Source organism: Psychrobacillus psychrodurans (assembly GCF_050209195.1).
GTDB lineage: Bacteria > Bacillota > Bacilli > Bacillales_A > Planococcaceae > Psychrobacillus > Psychrobacillus psychrodurans.
The window spans coordinates 1,886,015-1,908,023 of record NZ_CP189791.1 but is presented as its reverse complement, the minus strand read 5'-3'; the positions used below and the strand labels follow the sequence as shown (position 1 = coordinate 1,908,023).

At 33.8% G+C, this 22,009-nt stretch carries 19 protein-coding genes; 5 read left to right on the top strand and 14 right to left on the bottom strand.

The window, feature by feature from the left end:
* Positions 1-88 precede the first annotated feature (88 nt).
* Positions 89-1,387 carry an extracellular solute-binding protein gene (locus ACQCPR_RS09025; RefSeq protein ID WP_427138823.1) on the bottom strand — a complete coding sequence of 433 codons (1,299 nt, stop codon included), beginning with the start codon at positions 1,385-1,387 and terminating at the stop codon, positions 89-91.
* 349 nt (positions 1,388-1,736) lie between these two features.
* Here ACQCPR_RS09025 and ACQCPR_RS09020 point away from each other — a divergent pair, with 349 nt between their 5' ends.
* The 3 genes from ACQCPR_RS09020 to ACQCPR_RS09010 all read left to right on the top strand — a co-directional run bounded on the left by ACQCPR_RS09020 (position 1,737) and on the right by ACQCPR_RS09010 (position 5,065).
* On the top strand, positions 1,737-3,482 hold the full coding sequence (locus ACQCPR_RS09020) for a glycoside hydrolase family 13 protein (protein WP_427138822.1): 1,746 nt from the start codon (positions 1,737-1,739) through the stop codon (positions 3,480-3,482).
* Positions 3,483-3,924: 442 nt separating this feature from the next.
* Positions 3,925-4,821 (top strand): hypothetical protein, encoded by an 897-nt coding sequence (locus ACQCPR_RS09015; RefSeq protein ID WP_427138821.1) that lies wholly within the window; start codon positions 3,925-3,927, stop codon positions 4,819-4,821.
* 52 nt (positions 4,822-4,873) lie between these two features.
* Positions 4,874-5,065: a hypothetical protein gene (locus ACQCPR_RS09010; protein WP_090561317.1), complete on the top strand. Its 192-nt coding sequence runs from the start codon at positions 4,874-4,876 to the stop codon at positions 5,063-5,065.
* Positions 5,066-5,081: 16 nt separating this feature from the next.
* On the opposite strand, the gene ACQCPR_RS09005 is transcribed toward ACQCPR_RS09010, so the two are convergent.
* The 13 genes from ACQCPR_RS09005 to ACQCPR_RS08945 all read right to left on the bottom strand — a co-directional run bounded on the left by ACQCPR_RS09005 (position 5,082) and on the right by ACQCPR_RS08945 (position 19,706).
* Complete coding sequence (locus tag ACQCPR_RS09005; protein WP_427138820.1) at positions 5,082-5,267, bottom strand: hypothetical protein; 186 nt, start codon at positions 5,265-5,267, stop codon at positions 5,082-5,084.
* 178 nt (positions 5,268-5,445) lie between these two features.
* On the bottom strand, positions 5,446-6,402 hold the full coding sequence (locus ACQCPR_RS09000) for a tyrosine-type recombinase/integrase (protein ID WP_427138819.1): 957 nt from the start codon (positions 6,400-6,402) through the stop codon (positions 5,446-5,448).
* Between the two features lie 415 nt (positions 6,403-6,817).
* Entirely contained in the window at positions 6,818-8,422 is a 1,605-nt protein-coding gene (locus tag ACQCPR_RS08995) for an amidohydrolase (protein WP_427138818.1), read from the bottom strand.
* Between the two features lie 23 nt (positions 8,423-8,445).
* Positions 8,446-9,777 (bottom strand): branched-chain amino acid transport system II carrier protein, encoded by a 1,332-nt coding sequence (gene brnQ / locus ACQCPR_RS08990; protein WP_427138817.1) that lies wholly within the window; start codon positions 9,775-9,777, stop codon positions 8,446-8,448.
* Positions 9,778-9,952: 175 nt separating this feature from the next.
* Entirely contained in the window at positions 9,953-11,317 is a 1,365-nt protein-coding gene (locus tag ACQCPR_RS08985) for a sigma-54 interaction domain-containing protein (protein WP_427138816.1), read from the bottom strand.
* Between the two features lie 467 nt (positions 11,318-11,784).
* On the bottom strand, positions 11,785-12,900 hold the full coding sequence (locus ACQCPR_RS08980; protein WP_427138815.1) for a GerAB/ArcD/ProY family transporter: 1,116 nt from the start codon (positions 12,898-12,900) through the stop codon (positions 11,785-11,787).
* Between the two features lie 21 nt (positions 12,901-12,921).
* The gene (locus ACQCPR_RS08975) at positions 12,922-13,158 is read right to left on the bottom strand and encodes a hypothetical protein (protein ID WP_427138814.1); all 237 of its coding nucleotides are present in this window, start codon (positions 13,156-13,158) and stop codon (positions 12,922-12,924) included.
* Between the two features lie 15 nt (positions 13,159-13,173).
* Positions 13,174-14,352, bottom strand: coding sequence for a Ger(x)C family spore germination protein (locus tag ACQCPR_RS08970; RefSeq protein WP_427138813.1), 1,179 nt, complete (start codon positions 14,350-14,352; stop codon positions 13,174-13,176).
* Between the two features lie 17 nt (positions 14,353-14,369).
* Positions 14,370-15,968 (bottom strand): spore germination protein, encoded by a 1,599-nt coding sequence (locus tag ACQCPR_RS08965; RefSeq protein ID WP_427138812.1) that lies wholly within the window; start codon positions 15,966-15,968, stop codon positions 14,370-14,372.
* 148 nt (positions 15,969-16,116) lie between these two features.
* Positions 16,117-16,926 (bottom strand): YitT family protein, encoded by an 810-nt coding sequence (locus ACQCPR_RS08960; RefSeq protein ID WP_427138811.1) that lies wholly within the window; start codon positions 16,924-16,926, stop codon positions 16,117-16,119.
* Between the two features lie 140 nt (positions 16,927-17,066).
* Positions 17,067-17,861 (bottom strand): DUF4097 family beta strand repeat-containing protein, encoded by a 795-nt coding sequence (locus tag ACQCPR_RS08955; RefSeq protein WP_427138810.1) that lies wholly within the window; start codon positions 17,859-17,861, stop codon positions 17,067-17,069.
* A gap of 202 nt (positions 17,862-18,063) precedes the next feature.
* On the bottom strand, positions 18,064-18,549 hold the full coding sequence (locus tag ACQCPR_RS08950) for a tetratricopeptide repeat protein (RefSeq protein ID WP_427138809.1): 486 nt from the start codon (positions 18,547-18,549) through the stop codon (positions 18,064-18,066).
* 275 nt (positions 18,550-18,824) lie between these two features.
* A complete protein-coding gene (locus tag ACQCPR_RS08945; protein WP_427138808.1) occupies positions 18,825-19,706 on the bottom strand; it encodes a GNAT family N-acetyltransferase in 882 nt (293 codons plus the stop codon).
* Positions 19,707-19,882: 176 nt separating this feature from the next.
* Between ACQCPR_RS08945 and ACQCPR_RS08940 the strand changes: the two genes are divergently transcribed.
* Together ACQCPR_RS08940 and ACQCPR_RS08935 are read left to right on the top strand one after the other, a co-directional pair.
* Complete coding sequence (locus ACQCPR_RS08940) at positions 19,883-20,452, top strand: TetR/AcrR family transcriptional regulator (protein ID WP_427138807.1); 570 nt, start codon at positions 19,883-19,885, stop codon at positions 20,450-20,452.
* Positions 20,453-20,518: 66 nt separating this feature from the next.
* On the top strand, positions 20,519-21,940 hold the full coding sequence (locus ACQCPR_RS08935) for a DHA2 family efflux MFS transporter permease subunit (RefSeq protein WP_090561341.1): 1,422 nt from the start codon (positions 20,519-20,521) through the stop codon (positions 21,938-21,940).
* The last annotated feature ends 69 nt before the right edge of the window (positions 21,941-22,009 follow it).

The window sequence follows — 22,009 nt, the reverse complement described above, 5'->3', positions numbered from 1 at the left end:
GTGCAAATTTTCTTGTAATCATTATGTTTATATTAATATAGTAGCAAAGTCATGCTCCCTAATAGGAAACATGACTTTGCCTTGTTCATCAATTTGGGTGGTTTGTTTCTATATTTGTTTGAATAGTTTTTAGTGCATCATCCATTGCTGCTTTTGGTTCTGCTTTACCAGTAGCAAGCGTTTGTAGTGCAGATGCTGCTGGTCCCCATACTTCAGCCATTTCTGGAATATTTGGCATAGGTACTGCGTATTGAGATTGAAGAGCTACTGCTTTTGCCCCTTCGTTATCAGCAATAATAGGATCTTCAATCAATGATGTAACCGGTGGAATTTCTTGAGTTAATTCAAAACGAATTTTTGCATTTTCTTCATTTGTTAACCATTCCACTAACTTAGTTGACCAGTATTTATGTTCTGTAAAAGCTGATACATGCCACCCTTTAACTCCCATAAATGTTTTCATATGTTCGCCATTTGGTAATGTTGGCATTGCTGCGACTCCGATATCAATTCCAGCATCTTTCATACCTTGGAACGCCCAAGGACCATCCATCACGGAAGCAACTTTTCCTTCATTGAAAAGACCATCTTTAGCTGAACCGCCACTATCTCCAATAATTCCTTTAGGGAATAAACCTTCTGCATACCATTTTTGAATATATTCTGCTCCAGCGATAGCTCCTTCGTTGTTTAAACCAATATCATCGCGGTCAAGTGCTCCATCGTTCTCTTGGAATACATATCCGCCCATACCTGCGATGACACCATGTGCAAAGTAGAAGTCATCCCATTTTGCTAAAAATCCAAACTTTTTACCATCAGTAAAATCATTTGCAAACGTATATACTTCATCCATTGTCTCTGGCGCTTCCGGCATTAAAGCCTTATTGTAGATAAACACAGGTGTTTCTGTAGCCTTTGGTAGTCCGTAGAGTTTACCATTATATTTTTGTGCAGTCACAGCTGATTCACTAAAAGTAGAAAGTACTTCATCACTTACTTCGATTTCTTGAAGCAATCCTTCTGTAACAACTTGCCCGATTTGATCATGAGGTAAAGTTACTACATCTGCTCCAGTTCCCGAGGGACCATCTAAGCGCAGTTGATCACGCATTTTATCTGCCATACCTAATTCTTTAAATTCTACTTTAATACCGTATTCTTTTTCGAAAGATGCTATTGCGGGTTCTAAAGCGATAGATTTATCTGTATCTTCCCAAACAACAAGTTTTTCTGGTTTTGCTGGTTCTTCAGTTGATTCTGCTTCAGTTTCTGTTTCTTTTTCATCCGTGCTCGTTGGAGTTGTTTCCTCCCTTTTTGGGCCACATGCAACAAGTAGAGCAGCGGTAATAATGAGCATGAACAACAATTTTAATGACTTTTTCATCTTTAAACCCCTCCTATGTTCTGTTTAATTACTACATCTTCCAAGTTGGACAACCGTTTGCACAAAATTATAAAAGAAAGCGCTAACATAAAATTGCTAAAAAATAATCTTTTCCAACTACAATCAGTGTTTATATGTGATTTGAAGAAAAATACTATCTTTAATTCTATGAAAGCGATTGCACAACTTATTGTTTTATTATACATTTATTTTAGGAGGAAACAATCTATTTTTTATAAATTTTTTAAATATTTTATTTTCACTCGCTCTACCCAAGTACTATGACATGGTGTGCACAGGTATTCACATTAATAAACGCATTCATAAGCGTTTAAAAAGGAGATGTATTATGGAAAAAACAGCTATTTTTCACCGGTCGACCGATAACTATGTATATTTACTAGACGATCAAACGCTTCAAATACGAATCAAAACAAAGCATAATGATGTAAATACTGTTTCTCTAATAATGGGTGATCCGTACATTTGGAGTAATGGACAATGGCAGTATTCAAAGATGCCCATGAATTTAGTTGGAAATGATGGTCTCTTTGACTATTGGGAAACAGAAGCCTTTGTTGCAACTAATAGACTAAGATATGGCTTTAAATTGAGTTCATCTACTGAAGAGGTAATTTATACTGAAAAAGGATTTTATGACAGTATACCTGAAGATAGTGACTATTATTTTTGCTTTCCCTACTTACACGAAAATGAACTATTCCAAGCTCCAAAATGGGTAAAAGATACTGTTTGGTATCAAATATTCCCCGAACGCTTTGGTAATGGTGATCCCACCATTAATCCCGAGAATACAAAAAAATGGGGTAGCGAACTACCCGCCGTGAATAATTTCTTTGGTGGTGATTTTGCTGGTGTTACAGCTCATTTGGATCATTTAACTGATATCGGTGTAAATGGTATTTATTTTACGCCAGTGTTTAAAGCACACTCAAATCATAAATACGATACAATTGACTATATGGAGTTAGATCCGCAGTTTGGCGATGCAGCGGCTTTAAAAGAGCTTATTACACAATGTCATAAGCGCGGCATTAAAGTGATGCTTGATGCCGTATTCAATCACAGTGGTTACTACTTCCCTCCTTTCCAAGATGTCCTGAAAAATGGTGAAAACTCAGTTTATAAGGATTGGTTCCATATCCACAACTTCCCGGTTGTTGGAGGAGATAAGCCTAATTACGAAGCTTTTGGATTTGTAGAATCTATGCCAAAGTTAAATACAGCTAATCCGGAGGTGAAAAAGTATCTGCTGGATGTAGGTGCCTATTGGATTGAGGAATTTGATATTGATGGATGGCGACTTGATGTTGCAAACGAAGTAGATCAGCCTTTCTGGCGTGAGTTTAGAAAAATAGTAAAAAAAGCAAAGCCAGATGTATATATTCTTGGGGAAATATGGCATGATTCAATGCCATGGCTACGAGGAGATCAGTTTGACGCTGTGATGAATTATCCGTTTAAAACGAACGTATTGAATCTCTTAGCAAATAATAGTATTAATTCACAGCAATTCGTGGAGAACATGAGTAAGGTTTACTATAGCTACCCGAAAACTGTGTTTGATTATACATTTAATCTTGTAGGCAGCCATGATACGCCTAGAATTCTTACCGAATGTGGGGATAATATTAATATAACGAAGCAGGTATTTACTATTCTCTTAACATTCATGGGCACTCCCTGCATTTATTACGGGGACGAAATAGGTCTCACAGGTGGTCAAGATCCTGGTTGCAGAAAATGCATGGACTGGAACGAAGATAATCATGAGTTGGAGCTTAAAAACCATATCCGCATTCTAAATTCACTTCGGAAAAAAGAAAAGTTGCTAGCTAATGAAGGTTTTGTAACATTCCTACATCCTACAGAACCTAATGGTATATTTGGGTATAAGAAATATACTGCAAATAAAACTATTTTAGTCTTACTTAATCCAAACTCTAGTAACCAAAAATTTTCGCTTGAGAAGAGCGAAAATTATAACATACTTTATAGTTCTAATATCGTAATAGAAGGTGCTCAAGTTAACATAGATCCAGATGGATTTGGAATAATTGAATACAATGTATAAATAATCTATCTAGGCAAGTTTTACACTTGCCTAGATTAATTTTTAATATAATTTAGTTTACATAATAATATTATTGGTTATTATTTGTTAATCAAACCATTTCAAAAAAAATTGATGACTTCACCACTAATCGATACCCCCTATATAGAAATCGTTATAAATTAAAACAAGTGAATCAGTTTCAAATTTCCGCTCTAGGCGAACGCTTACCGCTGACACGGGGCTTCAATCTCCTCGTCACTACGAAAACATATGCTCCTGCGGTTGCTCGTCGCAAAAAAAGAATAATATATTGCGATATTAAGTAAACATTCGTATTTTTAAATGAAACAAGTATTCATGAATTTGACTCAAACTGAATACCAATACATATATTTTATTAGTAATAGATGTAAGAAGTAACAGTATATTAAATGAAAAGGGGCTGACAGAATTACACCATATGAATATGAACAAAGAAAAAAGGACATTCTTTCAATGGATAAATTTTTTAATTCCGTACTTTTATACAGCAGGAATCACACTTATAATATCGTGGATGATTGTTGCATCTGTACTAATTGGTATCCATACATGGAAAGAAAATCCCCAGGCTTTTCTTCTGCAGACTGAAAGCACTAGCAATAGTGTTTCTACAATTAATACAGGAGAAACCGCGTTTTCAATAATTGTTAAGCCTTTTGTTGAATCCAATTTTAATCAAATCATTTTTCGTGGTCTTTTTTTGCTTTTCATATGGTTGCTTCTATTTCTTACTGTACCTGTTGCTTTTAAACGTTTAAAAAGATTTAAGTTTTTAAATCTTGAATTTGAAGTAGATAATATCGAACAGGCTGCTATAGAAACTGTTGAAATCAGTGGAACTAAAGCAAGACTTATGGCATATTTTACTGGGGATGACGCCTCCGGAAGAACATTAGATTTTTTGACTCATTCTACAATAGATTTTAAAGAAGTACTAGAATATTTCCTAGCTGAAACTCAACTTGGATACAAAAATCATCCGATCAATGGCGTCTTTACGTATGAAATATACAATGGTGCCGCACCTGAAAAATTATATGAGTTAGTGGAGGAATCCAAAGAATCTGGGGAATCTGCGGTTTTCAACAAAATCAATGAAGATAATTTGTGGAAGAAAAGCTATCTTGTGTATTATTTTCCTTTTAATCATACAGAATACATTACAGTAATAGAAAGTTATTCCTATTCCTTTGATATACTAGATAAGTATTTATTTGAGCTGCTCCATAAAACGATTAGTAAAAACCTGGAGAATATTGAGTATATGGTAGCTTTGACAGACACTGAAGAAGATACGAACGATGGTGATTACTGATCTTGACTATGTATTAAAAAATCATATATCCTAGAAAAAAGGAGTCATGAATATGGTAAGTACCAGAAATCCGATCAATACAGATGATGTTAGAGTGCGTGCAGCAGAAAAATTAAGCCGATTTAGTGCAAAACAAAAAAATAGAAAAGCTAACAAAATTACAGGTGATATTGTTAAACCAATTTACCTTAATAAATCAGAACCATTAGTAAGACGAATGACGTGTTTTCAAAAACATAATTAATACTAACCCGCTTTCTTCAAAGCGGGTATTTTTGTTGGTGCTTTAAACTTTTGGAGTGTTTTTTGGCTATTTCTTGCATAATGGGTGAAGATCCAACCAAATCTGCCGCATGTTTTATAGGCAGTTTTCCTAGGTTTATTTCACTAATGCTTTTAAATTTTTCTCCATTTAAATACCTTTTATAAATTTCTGATATTTTCAAATTGTATTGCCCCCCTCTTCCACCAGCGAAACCGTATGCGCATATTGTAGTATATTCTCTTACTTCAAAAAGTTATAAATGAAAATGAAAATTATTCATATTTCGTCTTATTTCAGCAATTTTTCTACAAGTGAAACTAAATAATTCCATTGATTTTAGTTTACATAATAATATTATGTTAACCTAATTGGTTGAAAGGATTATTTTCTATTACTCGTTCAATTTCTTTATCTTCCACATGTGTATAAATTTGTGTAGTAGATACACTAGTGTGACCTAAAATATACTGTAGACTTCTAATGTCTGCACCACTTTTATACATAAGAGTTGCAGATGTATGTCTTAACTTGTGCGGAGTTAGTTTTTCTTTATTTAAACCAGAATCCTGGTTTATTTGTTTGATAATTTTTGCTACTGTTTGCCTTGTTAGTCTAGTTCCTTTTTGTGACAGGAATAGCGCTTGATTTATAGATGCATCTTGAATGTATTGGCGTTCTTTTTCCATATATGTATGTAGTGAAACAATACAAGCTCTGTTTAGAAAAACGGTACGTTCTTTATCCCCTTTACCTATCACATGCAATACATTATCCTGAATGGATGTAAGGTTTAAGCTGCAAAGCTCCGAAACACGAAGACCTAGATTTAATAAGAACATGATCATACTATAATTTCGATAGTAATGATTACTTTGTTTTATTCCTGCAATAAATATTTCTGCCTCTTTTTGATCCATATAAATCGGCTTTTTCTTACCGATTTTCGGTGTTTCTAATTCATCCGCTGGATTTTCGTCCAACATTCTTCTTTTCCCTTTCAAATATTTAAAAAAGGACTTAAGTGTTGCTGCCTTCCTAGCTCGCGAAGCAGCACTATTACTACGCTTTAATTCACAGTATTCCAAAAACAAATACATATCTTCCAGAGAGATTTCTCTTATAAAATCTATCGTTACATCTTTAATAGAAATTTCATCGATTTTTGATATATCTATATCATTTTCCACTGCTATTAGAAATCTCAAAAATAAAGTGATGTCATACTCATACTCTTTTCGTGTTCTTAAAGATTTCCCCTTTATAGTCGTTAAATAGACCAAAAAATCTTTTACTACTTTTGGTAATTCTTTTTGCATTGCTTCCACCTCTTCTACTCCCATTTTATCACATAATAAGGTTCCCAAATATGTATTTGGGAACCTTATTTAATTTTATAGTATTTTGTAGTGAAAAATCCAATTTCGCGGTAATTTATTCCCAAATATTAGGGTGCTTCAAATTAGCATTGAGAGCCTTTTAATTTTATTTTGATGAGTTGTTTTACGTAACTTTCTTCTGAGGTGAAATTTGATTTAAGGTAATCACTTAGGGCTAGGCGAGTTTACAATAATCTTTGATAAATTTCATTATTATGTCGGATACCTATTTACGTTTCTATGGAATTTTAAATACACAAAAGGATCGAATAATGTTGGAACATTATTCAATCCTTTTCCGTGGAAACTCCACAATGAATTTCATCTTATCTAAAATTCTAAGATTTAGATGAATCTATTTTATAGAAGAAACTCCTTCTTTTAAGTACACCAATTCTCCTTTCATAAAAGTTGCTTCAACAGATATTTGGTCAATTTCTTCAGGAGATATTTCCAATATATCTTTGTTTAGCACTATAAAGTCTGCACGATAACCTTCTTTTAACTGACCAACGTTCGGTAATCGCGTAATGTGTTGAGCCCCTCTTGTATAGAGTTCAATTGCAGTTTCAACATCAATTTTTTCCGCATCACCTGTATTAGTACCATCATATGCAACACGAGTAACTGCAGATTTGATACCAACAAATGGATTGACTGGATCTGCCCATGCAGTGGCAGGAGCGTCAGAAGAAAAAGCTACAGGAATACCCGAATTTAACATTGTTTTAACCGGATAGGTTGTTTTCGTTCGATCAGGACCTAAATTAGCTAGATAACTTTCTATTTCAGCATATAAGAAAATTGGTTGTGGAACAAAAGCAATACCCATTTCTGCTGCACGTTCTATTGCCTGCAATGTTGGCATAGCAGCATGTTCTATTCGAATGGATGGACCATCATGAATCCAAGGTTCTTTCCCATAAAATGTGTTTACGATTAGATCGATTGCCTGTTCACCCATTGCATGTACCACCAATTGTACTCCATGTTGTTTCGCATACTCCGCCGCTTCTAACAGTTCATTTTCAGAAGTAGTCGAAATACCATAGTTATCTTCTTCTCCTAGAAACGAAGGATCAACCCAAGCAGTTCTTCCAGATACACTTCCATCTGCAAATAGTTTTACTCCACCAATATGAATAGGATTTTCACGATCCGTGTTTTCCACATTTAGAATAGGATTGATTTTTAAATCATGCCACATATAGTATAGAACAACATTTTGCGTCAGACCTTTTTCCCTTGCTAATGTATAAATATCTATATAATCCATCGGTTTATGGCTAGCCATAAGATCTGTAATTGCTGTAATACCATGTGCATATAAAGATTTTGTTAGTGCAGCAAGTCGAGAAGCATTTTCTTCCATAGAAAGCTGCGGCATTTTATTTAGCACTAATAATCTAGCACTTTCTCTTAATACACCTGTTGGGTAACCATTCGTATCTCGGTCGATTTTCCCTCCAGCGGGATCTGGTGTGTCTTTATTAATTCCAGCGATAGAAAGTGCTTTACTATTCACAGAAATGATATGTCCGCATGTACGTGTAACGACAATTGGCTTATCTATAGAAACCTGATCTAAATCCTGTCTATTTGGTGCGCGTCCTTCTTCCAACTTACCTTCATCATAGCCCCACCCTTCAATCCAATTCGCCTTATCCATTGTCGATAATTCACGAATCATATCCACTATGGAATATACTACTGGAGGTGTACACGCAATTTGTTTGGAAAAATTGGCTAGTAATAATGGATGCATATGAGCATCAATAATCCCAGGCAGAACTCGACGACTTTTTAAATCAATTACTACCCCTTGAAAATCGTAAATTTCCTCTTGGTTACCTATCCACTCAACAATTCCATTATGAATTATCATCGCATTTACGTATTTTTTTGCTTTATTAGAGGTAAATATTTTACCATTAATAAACATTCGTTTGTTCATTTCCATGATACTTTTCTCCTTTATACTTGTTAATTAGATTTTTCTACCTCTAAAGAATGAATGGCATTAGAAATATTATTTTCTTTCCCCCAAAATTTATATAGAATACTTCCAACGATAAAACCTACAATTGCTGGTACTAACCAACTAAATCCATCTGAACTTAAAGGTAGTTTCATAATAATGTCAGTCAAAAACGGTATAGTTAATCCTAATGAGCCAATTGTTTCAAACAGACTAACTATGAACGTTAATAAAATAGCTCCTTGATAAGAACCAGCATTTGGAACGAATTTGCGGAAAGTACCTAAAATTACTAAAACAATTGCCACTGGATATAAAGCCGTAAAGATTGGCATTGCATAAGTGACAATTGCCCCAACCCCAGCGGAACCTATTACACTACCAACAATACATACAATAGCAACCCAAAGGCGATAGCTTAGCTTGTTTATCGTTAAGTCATTCAAGAAGTCAGCGATTACTGCAATTACACCTATAGCTGAAGTTAAACACGCTAATGCAATCGCAACGGCTAAAGCTATAGAACCAAAATTACCGAGTGATATTTCTATTAAGTTAGAAACTAAAGTAGTGTCTTCAATTCCAGTTTGAAAAAGACCACTTCCCGAAGCTCCGAGATATAATAATCCTCCATATACAATTAGTAACCCTAAACCAGCAATGAGTGTTCCTGTTAATGCCATCGAACGAGCTTGCTTACCTTTATAGCCAAAAGCCGCTATTGCTGCTATAAAGATTGGTGCACAAAAGATTCCAGTTACTACGTCCCCAGTTTGATAAGCACTAATGAAAGCATTAGAGAAAGAATTCTTTATATCGGTTACAACGGGTACGCCGATCGGATCAAAAATACCTTTTCCGACGATGAATAAAAGAATAATTAGTAGTACAGGTGTGAGAAATTTACCAATTTTATCTATAACATTTGATTTATCCATTGCAAAATAAAAACAAATCGCAAAAAAGACTAAAATAGTAACTAAAGATGGCACCTTGGGAAACAACAGGTGAACCCCTAATTCATGTGTTGTTGCGGACATCCTTGGAATAGTTACAAGCATTCCAATGCCAACCATCAATAACAAGTTGAATACTTTATAAAACCACGGACTAATCGGTCTTGTTAAATCTTCAAATTTACCTCCAGCATTTAATATGGCAATTACAGCTAAAAGCGGCAGTACTATACCTGTGATACTAAACCCAATTAATGCTGATATCCATTCAGATCCCGAAATATTTCCTATAGACGGTGGGAATATTAAATTACCAGCACCAAAAAATATTGCAAATAATGCAAATCCCACTATCAAGTTATGTTGAATTGATTTGTTCATTCCTTTTCCCCTCTTTTCTTATGTCCCCATTGAAAACCCTTACAAAATTAATGACTTTTTAAGCACCTAAATTAGAAATCGATGTTTTAATTTTCTAATAGTTGCTTTTATCTTAATTAATAATGACCAATAAAAAAAGGAGGTAAATTTTTCACCCCCTTTCGTAAAAATATTTTTACTTCAATTCGTATTTACTCATTTTATATTTTAATAATTGCTTTGAAATACCTAACCTTCTAGCGGTTTCTACAAGTTTTCCTCCAGTATTACTTAGCTCTATTACAATTAAGTTTTTTTCATATTCCTCCACTTTATCTTTTAAATGAAAGCTATTTTTAGAAACAGTTATTTTCTCTGATACACTAGAGTAATCTCTAATTTTCTCTGGAATATCGTTTAGATTAATCACTTTTGAGCTTGCATTATTATACGCAGTTTCCAATGCATTCTTAAGTTCCCTTACATTACCTGGCCAATTATATTGTTGAAAAGCTAAAAATACTTGATCATCTAATTTTTCAATTTTAGTTTGCATATGACGATTATAAAATTCGATAAAATAATCAATTAGTACGGTAATATCCTCTTTCCGGTCAGATAATCGTGGTAAATCTAATTGAAACACACTTAATCGATAATACAAGTCTTCACGTAATAGTTTTTCTCTCACAAGTTTATCAGGATTTTCATTAGTAGCTGCTATTACCCGTATATTCAAGTGAATATCCTGTTTTCCACCAACACGACGAATGAGCTTGTCTTCAATTACTCTCAATAATTTAGCTTGGTGCTTAATATCCAATGCACTTATTTCATCTAGAAAGATTGTTCCACCGTTTGCTTGTTCTAAAATACCAAGGATACCTGGTGCAGCATTTAATGTATCATTATCCGTTCCGAAAAATATTTGTTCTATGAAAGTGGTAGGTATTTCACCACATTTTATCGAGACAAATGGTTGAGTATATCGACTACTTAAATTATGGATGGACTGTGCAACAATTTCTTTTCCAGTTCCGGTTTCGCCATTTATTAAAATAGTTGAATCGGTATTTGAAACATTGTGTATTTTATTTTTTATTTCTTCCATCACAGTACTTGTTGAAATTAAATCGTCAATCGTATAAATGGTATTATTTTTTCGATATATTTTATGACTTGCGAATTGATCAAGTAATTGTATATTTTCCTTTTGGTAGAAGTGTTTTGAAAATTCAATAGCTCCTACAATAGTAGACCCATTATGAATAGGAAAGGTAGAACTTCTGGAAGTATATGTGAAGCCATTTTTAGAAGTTAGTTCTTGCTCGACATTCCATAACGGTTCACCAGTTCTTAATACAGTCATTAACGTACTATCTTCTATCGACAAGTTTTTATAAAAAGATGTAACACTTTTTCTTAAAAACTCTTCTGGCTTGAGACCTATATGCTTTAGAATATGCAAATCAGCTAAATCATAGAAAATTGTAATACCATTCGTATCGACGACTAACACATTGTCATAATCAGCTAAATGATTAAGTTCATTTAAATTCATTTATCCAACGATCCTTTCTTTTCAAGTACCAAGTTCATTAAAGCAACAATATGAGTTGATGTCTAAATTAGGATCCCCTATTACAACTTTGGATTGATTGCTTTCGATCACTGTAGATTCGAATGATTACAATAGCATCTAAGATATTAATCCCCATGAAACAATTCTTACTCTCTACATAATCATTATTTATATGAATCTATTGAAATCTAACTCTATTATCATACTTGTTCGGGATTTAACTGCAAGATTAATATATTCTTCGATTTATCTTTTAACAAATTACTACAAATGCAATATTTGTCATCTCTTGCTTATCTCTTTTTAAGTGGAAACAAAATAACTAAAAAGAGTAAATTACTAATTTTAAAGTTCAGCATCACCTTTTTTTCATATTTAGCTAACAAAAGTAAGTAACATCTAGTTCTTAAATTGATTTTGGAATATCTTTAACTCATAATATTAATTTAAGAGTGTTCAGCATTTTTTTTCAATTGTTTTTTTCGAATAATATATACGAATACCATCAAAAGAGGTAAATAAAGTCCGATCATTAATGAATAATAAACAGATGTAGTAGAATCAAATCTTTGTTGCTCCATGACGTTAGGAAAAATAACTAGTGACAGGACAATGACTATTATTGCTAACGGATATGTTAATGGGCGATAATCTTTCAAATTTATAGTTTGCGCAAAACCATAGACCGATGCGAAAAAGTATAGAACCATCTTAAAATAGAGGGATATAATCCAAAGTGTTGCCATCAGAGCCTCAATGCGGTTAATAAAATTCCCGATGTTTATCTTTTTGGCTAATCCGTAACTTGGATACATTTGCCTGGCCGTTAAATCCGGACCTAATACAAAAATACACAGTAGTGTGATAATAGTGATGACTAAACCTCCTAAAAAACTTCCAATTAAGAAGTATTTTTTTGCAGTTTTAGGTTGATTTATTAATGCCGGAAAAACCATTAATAAACTCACTGCATTGACTGAAGATACAATAATTAATGATAATGATGCTTGACCGATACTTTTTATATCCTCCTGAAATATAGGCTGAATGTTTTCATATTGGATTTCAGGTGCTATAAATACAACTAAAATGAGGAAAAGCAGGATGAAAATTACGATGAATATTTCTGCACTACGAGCAATCGTCTCAAGTCCAAGACGAACAGCCATAACCATTATAACCCCCATTAATATATTCGTGGCTGCCATAGGTGTATTTGGTATAACATGGGTAGTTAGGAATGAACCTGAATAATACAAAAGAATAGAAGTAAATAAAAGGTTAATTGATAGAAAAAATATAGAAATGGCTTTCCCTACCCATTTTCCAAATAGAGTTTCATTCATTTGTACAAAGGTGAGGTTTGGAAACCAAAGTCCTATTGTGGTGAATAACCATATGATTAAAATTCCAATAGACGTTCCTAACAATGCAGCAATCCAAGCGTCTTGTTTAGCTTCGGTAGCTAAAATTGATGGTACAACTAATATTCCTGTACCTATCGTAAATAATGTAACTAATACAAGAAATTGGTATGAGTTTATTTTAACTTTTGGCATCATATTTAATCTTCACCTCAATCTTTACTTTCTCGTATAACTAGTAAGTGCATCATGAATTGGCTTAATAATAAAAGTTAAAAGATCAATTGGATTTGGAATAGACTTTCCTAAACTATGTACTATACCTAGTCCAACTCCAATAGCAAGAAGAATTAAAAACACTATCAATTCTTTTTTATAGTTTTTCTGTAAAAGTGGCGGGACTTCCAAAAATAGGATAGCTGCAGCAACAAGGAGTATTCCAACGCTTTTCAACATTCTATGTCAGTCCTCTCATTTCTCTATTAAAGTATTATCCACTGTACCAGTTTTCAAAATCTTCACGTTCACTTTAATATTCACTTCCAAATCGGTAAAATGCTGATCCCATTCCTTTTTCATCGTATTCCATAATTTTGGATTTGTTCGATGAATAGCGTTACCAAATCCAAAAATATCTGAGTCATATTTTTCTTGTACGCTTTCAATAGATTGCTCTATCGACTCTTTTACTTCTTTCGCGTAGATATTTTCTAGTATTTCAATTGATTCAGGTTTAGTTATATTAATTGAACATTCTAATGCACCTAGATTTGCTTCAATATCAATACTGACATCCACTTTCGGAATTCCGTGAAAAACTTCACCCTTAACATCTGTATTGAAATTAAGTACCTCTATCGAAGCTTTTCCTTCTTTAGGACAACTTATAGTCGATACTGTATTCTTAACTTGATTTATAATTGCATTATAGCTTCTACTCTCTTCCTCATTTAACCATCCCACTAACTTATCGTTCTTAAACACCGCTAAATCTTGATATTGGATTGTAGCTGAAGGAGTTATTGTTTCCACATTCTGTAAACTTGAAGCATTTTCTGGATTCCCCCTTATAATAATTCCAGTTAAAACTGCTTCTTTTCCATCACTAATTAAGTCTGCTATTAGATCATCTAATGTAACTCCGACTGTAGCTGACCAATTTTCTTCTGAAATTTTAAGTGTGTTAAACATTTTATTTGATGGTATGCTTTCCAAGGGTGTTTGAATATTTAAAATGTCTTCAGCTTTAGAGTCCTTGGCCACAACAACATAGAAATCAGATCGGAGTTCCCAGTCCCTTGATAGCAAATCTAAAGAATCTCCAATACCATCTTCAGCCAACGACTCACCTATTACTAGCATTCGAAGATGTCCAGGATAAATTTTTCTAGGTGACTCTTTTGTTATTTTTCGAATAGCTTCATAAACGGTTTCTCCTTGCGCCTGTAAAAGGGTTACTGGAGAACCTCCATTTCCTGCGTTCATGGAAACTTCTTTAGGCACAACTACTTGAGCCGAAATCAAATATCCGTCCTCTGACTTATCAATACCAATAGCCAAAGTTATTGCTAACTCATTTAACTCCCTGCGATTCCAGCAACCAGTGAGAAATAGGCTAAGTATTAGCAATAATAAGATGCCTTTTTTCATAAATCTCCCACCTCTCCCTATTTATCTGGTTCAGGCTTCGCAGAAATTGGATTTTGTTGCCTCTTTATATTTTTTTGACTGATTAAATGAGGACGAGTAAACATTTTCCAAATAGGTACTCGAATAAATGTATCCTTTTGTCCAGAAATATTGAATGGCGCAATTGGATACATATATGGAATCCCAAAAGAACGTAAACTGCATAAATGCAAAATTAGCGCAATCAAACCTACTGTAACTCCAAATAAACCAAAGGAAGCTGCGAGACCCATAAAAAGAAAGCGTAATATTCTGACAGACATAGCCATGTCATAGGTAGGAGAAACAAAACTAGCAATAGCTGTTATGGAAACGACAATTACCATTGCAGCTGAAATCATACCAGCTTCTACTGCCGCAGTACCTATAACAAATGCCCCTACAATTGACATAGCTGACCCAATGGCACGCGGCATTCTTAAACCCGCTTCACGCAAAATTTCAAACGTGATTTCCATAATAAGTGCCTCAATAAATGCTGGGAATGGTACACCCTCCCGTTGAGCTGCCAAGTTAATGAGCAGTGCAGTCGGTATCATTTCATGATGAAAAGTAGTAGCAGCTATAAATAAAGCAGGAGCTAATAAAGAAATGCCAAATGAAAAAAATCGAAGGATTCGAACAAGACTGGTTAGATCAGCACGTTGAGAATAGTCTTCCGAAGACTGGAAAAACTGAACAAACAATGCTGGAACGGTAAGAACAAATGGTGTACCATCGATTAAAATAGCTACTCTACCTTCCAAGATAGCTGCAGCAACAACATCAGGTCTCTCTGAATTATATACCGTTGGAAAAGTAGAAATTTGTGAATCCTGAATCAACTCCTCAATATTGCCACTTTCAAGTATTCCATCGATGTCAATGCGATCTAGTCGCAAACGAAGTTCTTCCACTATATCGTCATTTGCAATGCCTTTGATATACATGACTGCAATATTCGTTTTCGTGCGTTTTCCTATTATTCTGCTTTCCATCCAAAGTTGTGGATCTTTTATTTTTCGCCGTATTAAGGCTGTATTTATACGTATATTCTCTGAGAATGCTTCCCTTGGACCCCTTATTACTGTTTGTGTCGTACTTTCAGTAACTCCACGTTCAGCCCAACGTTTATTACCAATGATTAGTCCTTCAGAATAACCTTCAATCAAAATAATGACATCCCCTGATAAAAGGGAAAGAAATAACTCATCAAAATGGGTAAATTCTTTTAATTCTCCTACGGTCATGGCAAAATCTTTTAATGTGTTCATAAGGTTAGGACTAGGACGAAGCTCGCTTTCTATATTAGTATCTTTAATTTCCAACATTAAAGACTCCATAATGAAGTGTTGTATAGAAGGTGCATCGCTTAAACCATCTGTATACATTATTCCAGCTTTAAGCACTCCTTCTTTTCCAATTCGAATCTCTCGAATTATAATATCGGTGCTCTCACCTAGAGTATCTTTTACGGTTTTTATATTTTCCTGAAGGTTTGTTTTTAGTATTTGTTTTTCATTTGACTCCTTCGTTGGACTCTTGGAAGGAATTGTGGGTTTTAACTGATTATTTACTTTCTCATAAAAAAATCCCATCGTATCCCTCTTTTGCTGAAAAAAGTTTTATATGTACTTATTAAGTTTGTACAAATAAATTCAAAAATATTCCTTTCATCAACAATTAAAAAGCCGATATCCCTAAATATAGGAATATCGGCTTTGTTGTTCGAAAATATAATAATCTTTAATTTTTTGCGAATTCACCAACGACTTCAACCGTCTCAAATATATTGATAAATGCTTTTTCATCATGCTTATGAATAATTTGCTTTATTTGCAACATTTCATATCTAGTAACGACCATCATTAGAATATGCTTTTTTTCTAGCGTGTAGCCACCATATCCTTCTGTGACAGTCACCCCACGATAAATGCTTACTAATAATTCCTGACGAATTGGTTCAGCTGCCGTCGTTATTATTTGCATCGTTAGTTTTTCATGATTGGTATAAATGGTGTCAATCGCTTTACCAGTTAAATATATGGATAATAAGGTGTATAATGCTATCTCCCAGTTAAATACAGTTCCAGAAATTAGCACGATTACACTATTCATCCCAGTAAGTAAAAGACCAACACTAAAATTACTTGAGCGAGAAATAATAATAGCTATTATATCCATTCCACCAGAAGTTCCTGAGTATTTCATAATAAGACCTATTCCAAGGCCACCTATAGCTCCACCAAATATAGCAGATAGCAATATATTATCTGAAATAGACTCCGCTGGAATTATATATAGAAAAACAGATAACGATAGTACACATACAAGCGTATTTAGCGTAATTTCTTTTCCAAGCTTGTAATACCCTAATATTAATAAAGGTACGTTCATAATAAAGTTAAGTATACCTGTGTCAAAAGGAGTTATAATTCCTAATAAAATAGCTATACCACTTATTCCACTGCTTAAAATTTCATGAGGTACTAAGAATGCATTAAATGCAAAAGCTATTACAAAGGAGCCCACAATTACAATTAGGTTTTTCAACATGACTGCTCCTTTCTTCCATAAAAAAACTCGCCCATTAAGGACGAGTTTTTCTTCTACTAGAATTTTCTCTTCGCAAATGATATAAGAAATAATTTAACAAAGATTAACGCACTCGTCAATATATTGCTTGTATTTCTTTATTAATTTCCCTTTTTCAAAGAAATTATTCCATTATCAGTATTTATACTAATCTTATTCTCTCCATTACCAAAAACGGTCTTTTCATTCGAAGAACCAAATATATCGATTCTTCCATTATCTATTTCCGCTTGTATTGTTGCATTCTTAGGTTCAGATGTTGTACGAATATCAACAAGTCCATTATTCGTTTCTAAAGTAATTGATCGATCTAGATTATCGGTAACCATTGAAATTTGACCATTATCTGACTCCGCTTGTATATCTCCGGTCACATGATGAAGATCAATCTTCCCATTGTTTGTTTTTACATTGACCATCTTACTTTCCAAATCCTCTAATACGATTTTTCCGTTATTCGACTCAATTTCGATGTTTTCAAATTGTAGTTCGTGTACGAAAATTTGACCATTGCTAGTCTGCGTTGTCAGCTCATCGTATTTTTCATCTGGAACTGATACGATAATTTTGTTGCCGGAAAAACTGAATCCAAAGTCGAAGACATTAAATAGCTTCTTTTTCATTTCTACATGAAGAGTATCACCTTCCACGTATGCATTTAATTTATTGCTTGAGCTTTTTTTACTTATAAACTCAACTTTGCCGTTAGAAGCAGATGTTCGAACTACTTCAATAGCCGTGTTGTCCCCTGTAATATCTATCCGCGAGAACTCTTCCGCTAACTCAATTTTTTCTGTATTTTTGATAAACCCACCTGCAATATTCATCCCTACGTTTATAGCTGCTCCTAAAACTACAACTACTATTGCTATAATACCAATCTTTTTTAAACTCACTACTGTAACCTCCATTTGTTTACCTGTTACATTTCATTATAAAGAAATAAATACCATTTCCTATGGTCTTGAGATGGGAAGTTCTCTAAGCCTTAAGATGTATATAATTTAAGGATAACTTGACAACTGAAGCTAAAATCAATCGTATACACTTTTCTTCTCCCAAGAATAATAGAATTATAAATACTTGACGCTCTCTGGCTTAGTTCCAAACGTCATCAAGATGCTTAGAGTAAAATTTTAATGCTCTTTCATATTCAAGAATTTGTTTATCTTCAGTCGTTTCCAATAGTACCTCTAATAATAATTCGGTGGCATTTGAATGGTCACTAAGATTATATAAAGTGATGGCATAGAAAACTTGAATAGCTTTATTATTTGGAAATAGTTCGATTCCTCGTATAAATACTCGTTTCGATTTCTCATAATCACCGAGTGCTCTGTATGTGCTCCCCAATCCTATAATGGCCCCTTCCATTTCATCATTTGGGAGGCCGAGATCTATTGCTTTTTCATAGAATGCTACTGCTTTTGTCTCCTCACCTAAAATGTCGAAGCTCCAAGCACATTGGTAGAAGATGCTTGCGTTACTCGGGTATTTCTCTACTAACTTTAACAAGAGTTCGTTTGATTCATTTTTCATGCCATTATTTCTCAAAATAATCGCTTCCTCTATTTCCTTAATCATAATTGAATACCCCTCTCTATCATGGTATTTGTTATTGAATGTAGAATACTAGTATGTAAGAAGTTAAATGATGGATCTAGCAAGTATTCTATTTGAACTTTTTTTTATTGTGTTGAATATTCGTATAACTTACGGAAGAAACGGTTTCACCTAGGTGTATTACCAACCCATTGATGATGAAATGTCCGGAATCGTTTCTGAGAAAAAGCATAATAACCAAGTATATTAAGAGATACCAAGCATGAAAAGAATAAGAAGAATTAACTTCGAACAGACTAATTCTTTTGTATTTTATATGCAATCATTGCATGTTTTATTTGAAATCCTGAGGCCTTATAAAGAGCAATTGCAGTTTTATTATTTGCCCCCACACTAAGTGTGATTTCTTCTATTTCTTCATAAGAAAATAAATGATGAAGAGCAGCTTTCATTAACTTAGTTGCTATTCCTTGCCCTCGATACTCTGGTGAAACAGCAATGTATTCAATTACTCCTTCTCCGTGAAGTGGGACAGCCTCTACGTACACATATCCCTTTACATCGTTATTGTCTTGGATGATGAATAATTGATTGACTTCACTAATTCTTGAAAGAATTTGGTTACTATTATAATAAGTATTTGGAAAGGCTAGTTCATGAAGGGCACTAAATTTCGTATGAAAGGAATTTTCATAAGTTTGAATATGTAAATTTTGTCCTTCCGTGATACTATTTCTATCTATCCTTAAAATAAGATGATTCCCATTTTCCTCTCCATTTTTAATTTCAATAAATTGCCTAACTAAAGTATTTTTTTCATTCAAAAAAAACAGGTACTCGTTTAGTTTAAAAGGAATGGTATCCACTAATACTTCCCATAAATCATTTGCCAACTGAGGATAGTCGTCCTTATTTTTTATAAATGGGCCCCATACTTCTGCACTTTTATTTTCTTCATCAATGTCAAATCCTAAAGCTCCAATTATGTTGTTTTCGGAATAGGCAACGACAAATGATTTCGTTATATCGATATCAGAGAAATGAGTTGTAAGAGTATCGTAAATCTCCTTTTTATATTGCCCACAATAACCAATATGATAGGAATCATCACTATTTAAAACCTCTAAGAAGAAAGCTAATTCCTCCAAATTCCTAGGGAAACTTATATAGGTTGTCATAGAAATCACCTTTCCTAAATATCTTTATCAAAACATTTTATCATTTAGATAATTGTAAAGATATACACAATTGGTAAAAAGAACTATACCTTTGATAAATAACTTTTGACAAAGGATAAATTTATCTTTATATTATTCTAATAGACCGGTTGGTATAATATATGAGGTGATTTAAAATGTCCGCTAAAAATAATTCCAAAGACATTCTTATTGAAACAGCTTCACGGCTTTTTCGGATAAAAGGCTACTATGGAGTAGGACTTAAAGACATTCTTGAGGAAAGTGGAATTCCAAAAGGATCTCTTTATCATTACTTTCCACAGGGGAAGGAACAACTAGCGATTGCAGCGATTAATCATACTAAAGAAATTGTTGTAAATGAAATTCAAACATTGTTTGATGAATTTGAAGATCCTATCAAAGCATTTCAAACACATTTGCAACATTTATCCGAAATCATTATAAAAAGTGATAACATAGGGTTCCCCATTGGAACTATTGCTGGTGAAACCTATTCAACAAGTGAACCAATCCGAATGGCTTGTCATTTAGCATTTGAAGAATGGCAAGCTATTTATAGGAAGAAATTACTTAAATGCGGATATGACAAAGTTCAGTCAAATGACTTGGCCCTTGCGGTAAATCTAATGATTGAGGGTGCTATTCTTTTATCTTTAACAAATAAGAGTAATAGACCGCTTGAAGTTGCCAAAGAGCAAATTACATTATTATTAAGAAAAGATTAATTTAAATTCTTCAGAAAATGTATTATATAGACGGTCTATGTAGTCATTAATTGGAGGAATTTGTTCATGATTGAAAAAGAAACACAACAAGAAAAACAAGTATTTAAAACAACCCCTATCTTAATTTCGTTTTTAATTGCAGGGTTTGTCGGATTATTTAGTGAGACAGCACTGAACATGGCACTAGGAGATTTAATAGTAATATTTGATATTAGTCCACCCTCAGTCCAATGGCTAACAACTGGTTACCTCTTAACATTGGGGATATTAGTACCTATTTCAGGATTTATCATGCAGTGGTTCACTACAAGACAATTATTTATAGCTTCTTTGCTATTTTCTATTATTGGAACACTTATTGCAGCACTTGCCCCAAGCTTTACTGTTTTACTGCTATCACGGGTTATACAAGCAGTAGGAACAGGATTACTACTACCATTAATGTTCAATACCATTTTACTCATTTTCCCTGTTCATAAAAGAGGAGCAACAATGGGAATCATGGGATTGGTGATTATGTTTGCACCAGCAATTGGCCCGACTATTTCTGGTCTGGTGCTTGAGAAACTTACTTGGCACTGGATTTTTTGGATTTGTTTACCATTCCTTCTACTCGCTTTGTTGTTTGGAATTAAATTCGTGCAAAATGTAACAACTGTAACGAAACCTAAAATAGACATAATTTCTATTATTTTATCAACTATTGGTTTTGGTGGAATTGTGTATGGCTTTAGTAGTGCAGGAGAAAAAGGTTGGGGTAGTACTATAGTTATTGTTACTATTATTGTAGGTCTTTTCGCATTGACTTTGTTCTCTATGAGACAATTCAAAATGGAAGTTCCAATGATTGACTTACGTGTTTTAAAATATCCAATGTTTACACTAGGTTTATTGAGTGTATTTATTACCTTTATGGTAATCATGTCCTCAATGATACTATTGCCTTTATACTTACAAACAGGACTGGCATTAGCAGCATTTACGGCTGGGCTCGTACTTTTACCAGGTGGGGTCCTAAATGGTTTTATGTCCCCTTTGACTGGGCGAATATTTGACAAATATGGTCCAAGAGGTCTTGTAGCACCTGGTTTCATCATCATGATTATTATGTTATGGATGCTGTCCAATATCACTGTGGACACTGCTATTATTATGGTAATTATTATGCACTCTATTCTATTTATCGGGGTGTCTATGGTTATGATGCCAGCTCAGACAAATGGACTTAATCAGCTTCCAAGAAACCTGTATCCTGATGGAACTGCTTTGATGAATACATTACAGCAAGTATCTGGTGCGATTGGAACGGCTGTAGCAATTACAATTATGTCAACTTCTCAGAACGCTTATTTAAAAAACGCAACCAATTTAATGGATCCGGAAACAGTTAGTATGTCATTAACTGCTGGGGTTCAAGATGCTTTTATATTTGGCTTAATCCTAGCTATTATTGGATTAATTATGTCCTTATTTATCAAAAAGGCATAAAATCCAAAATACAACCCTATTCTATGAGTTCTCTACTCAGAATGGGGTTTATTTCTATGTTTTTGCTTA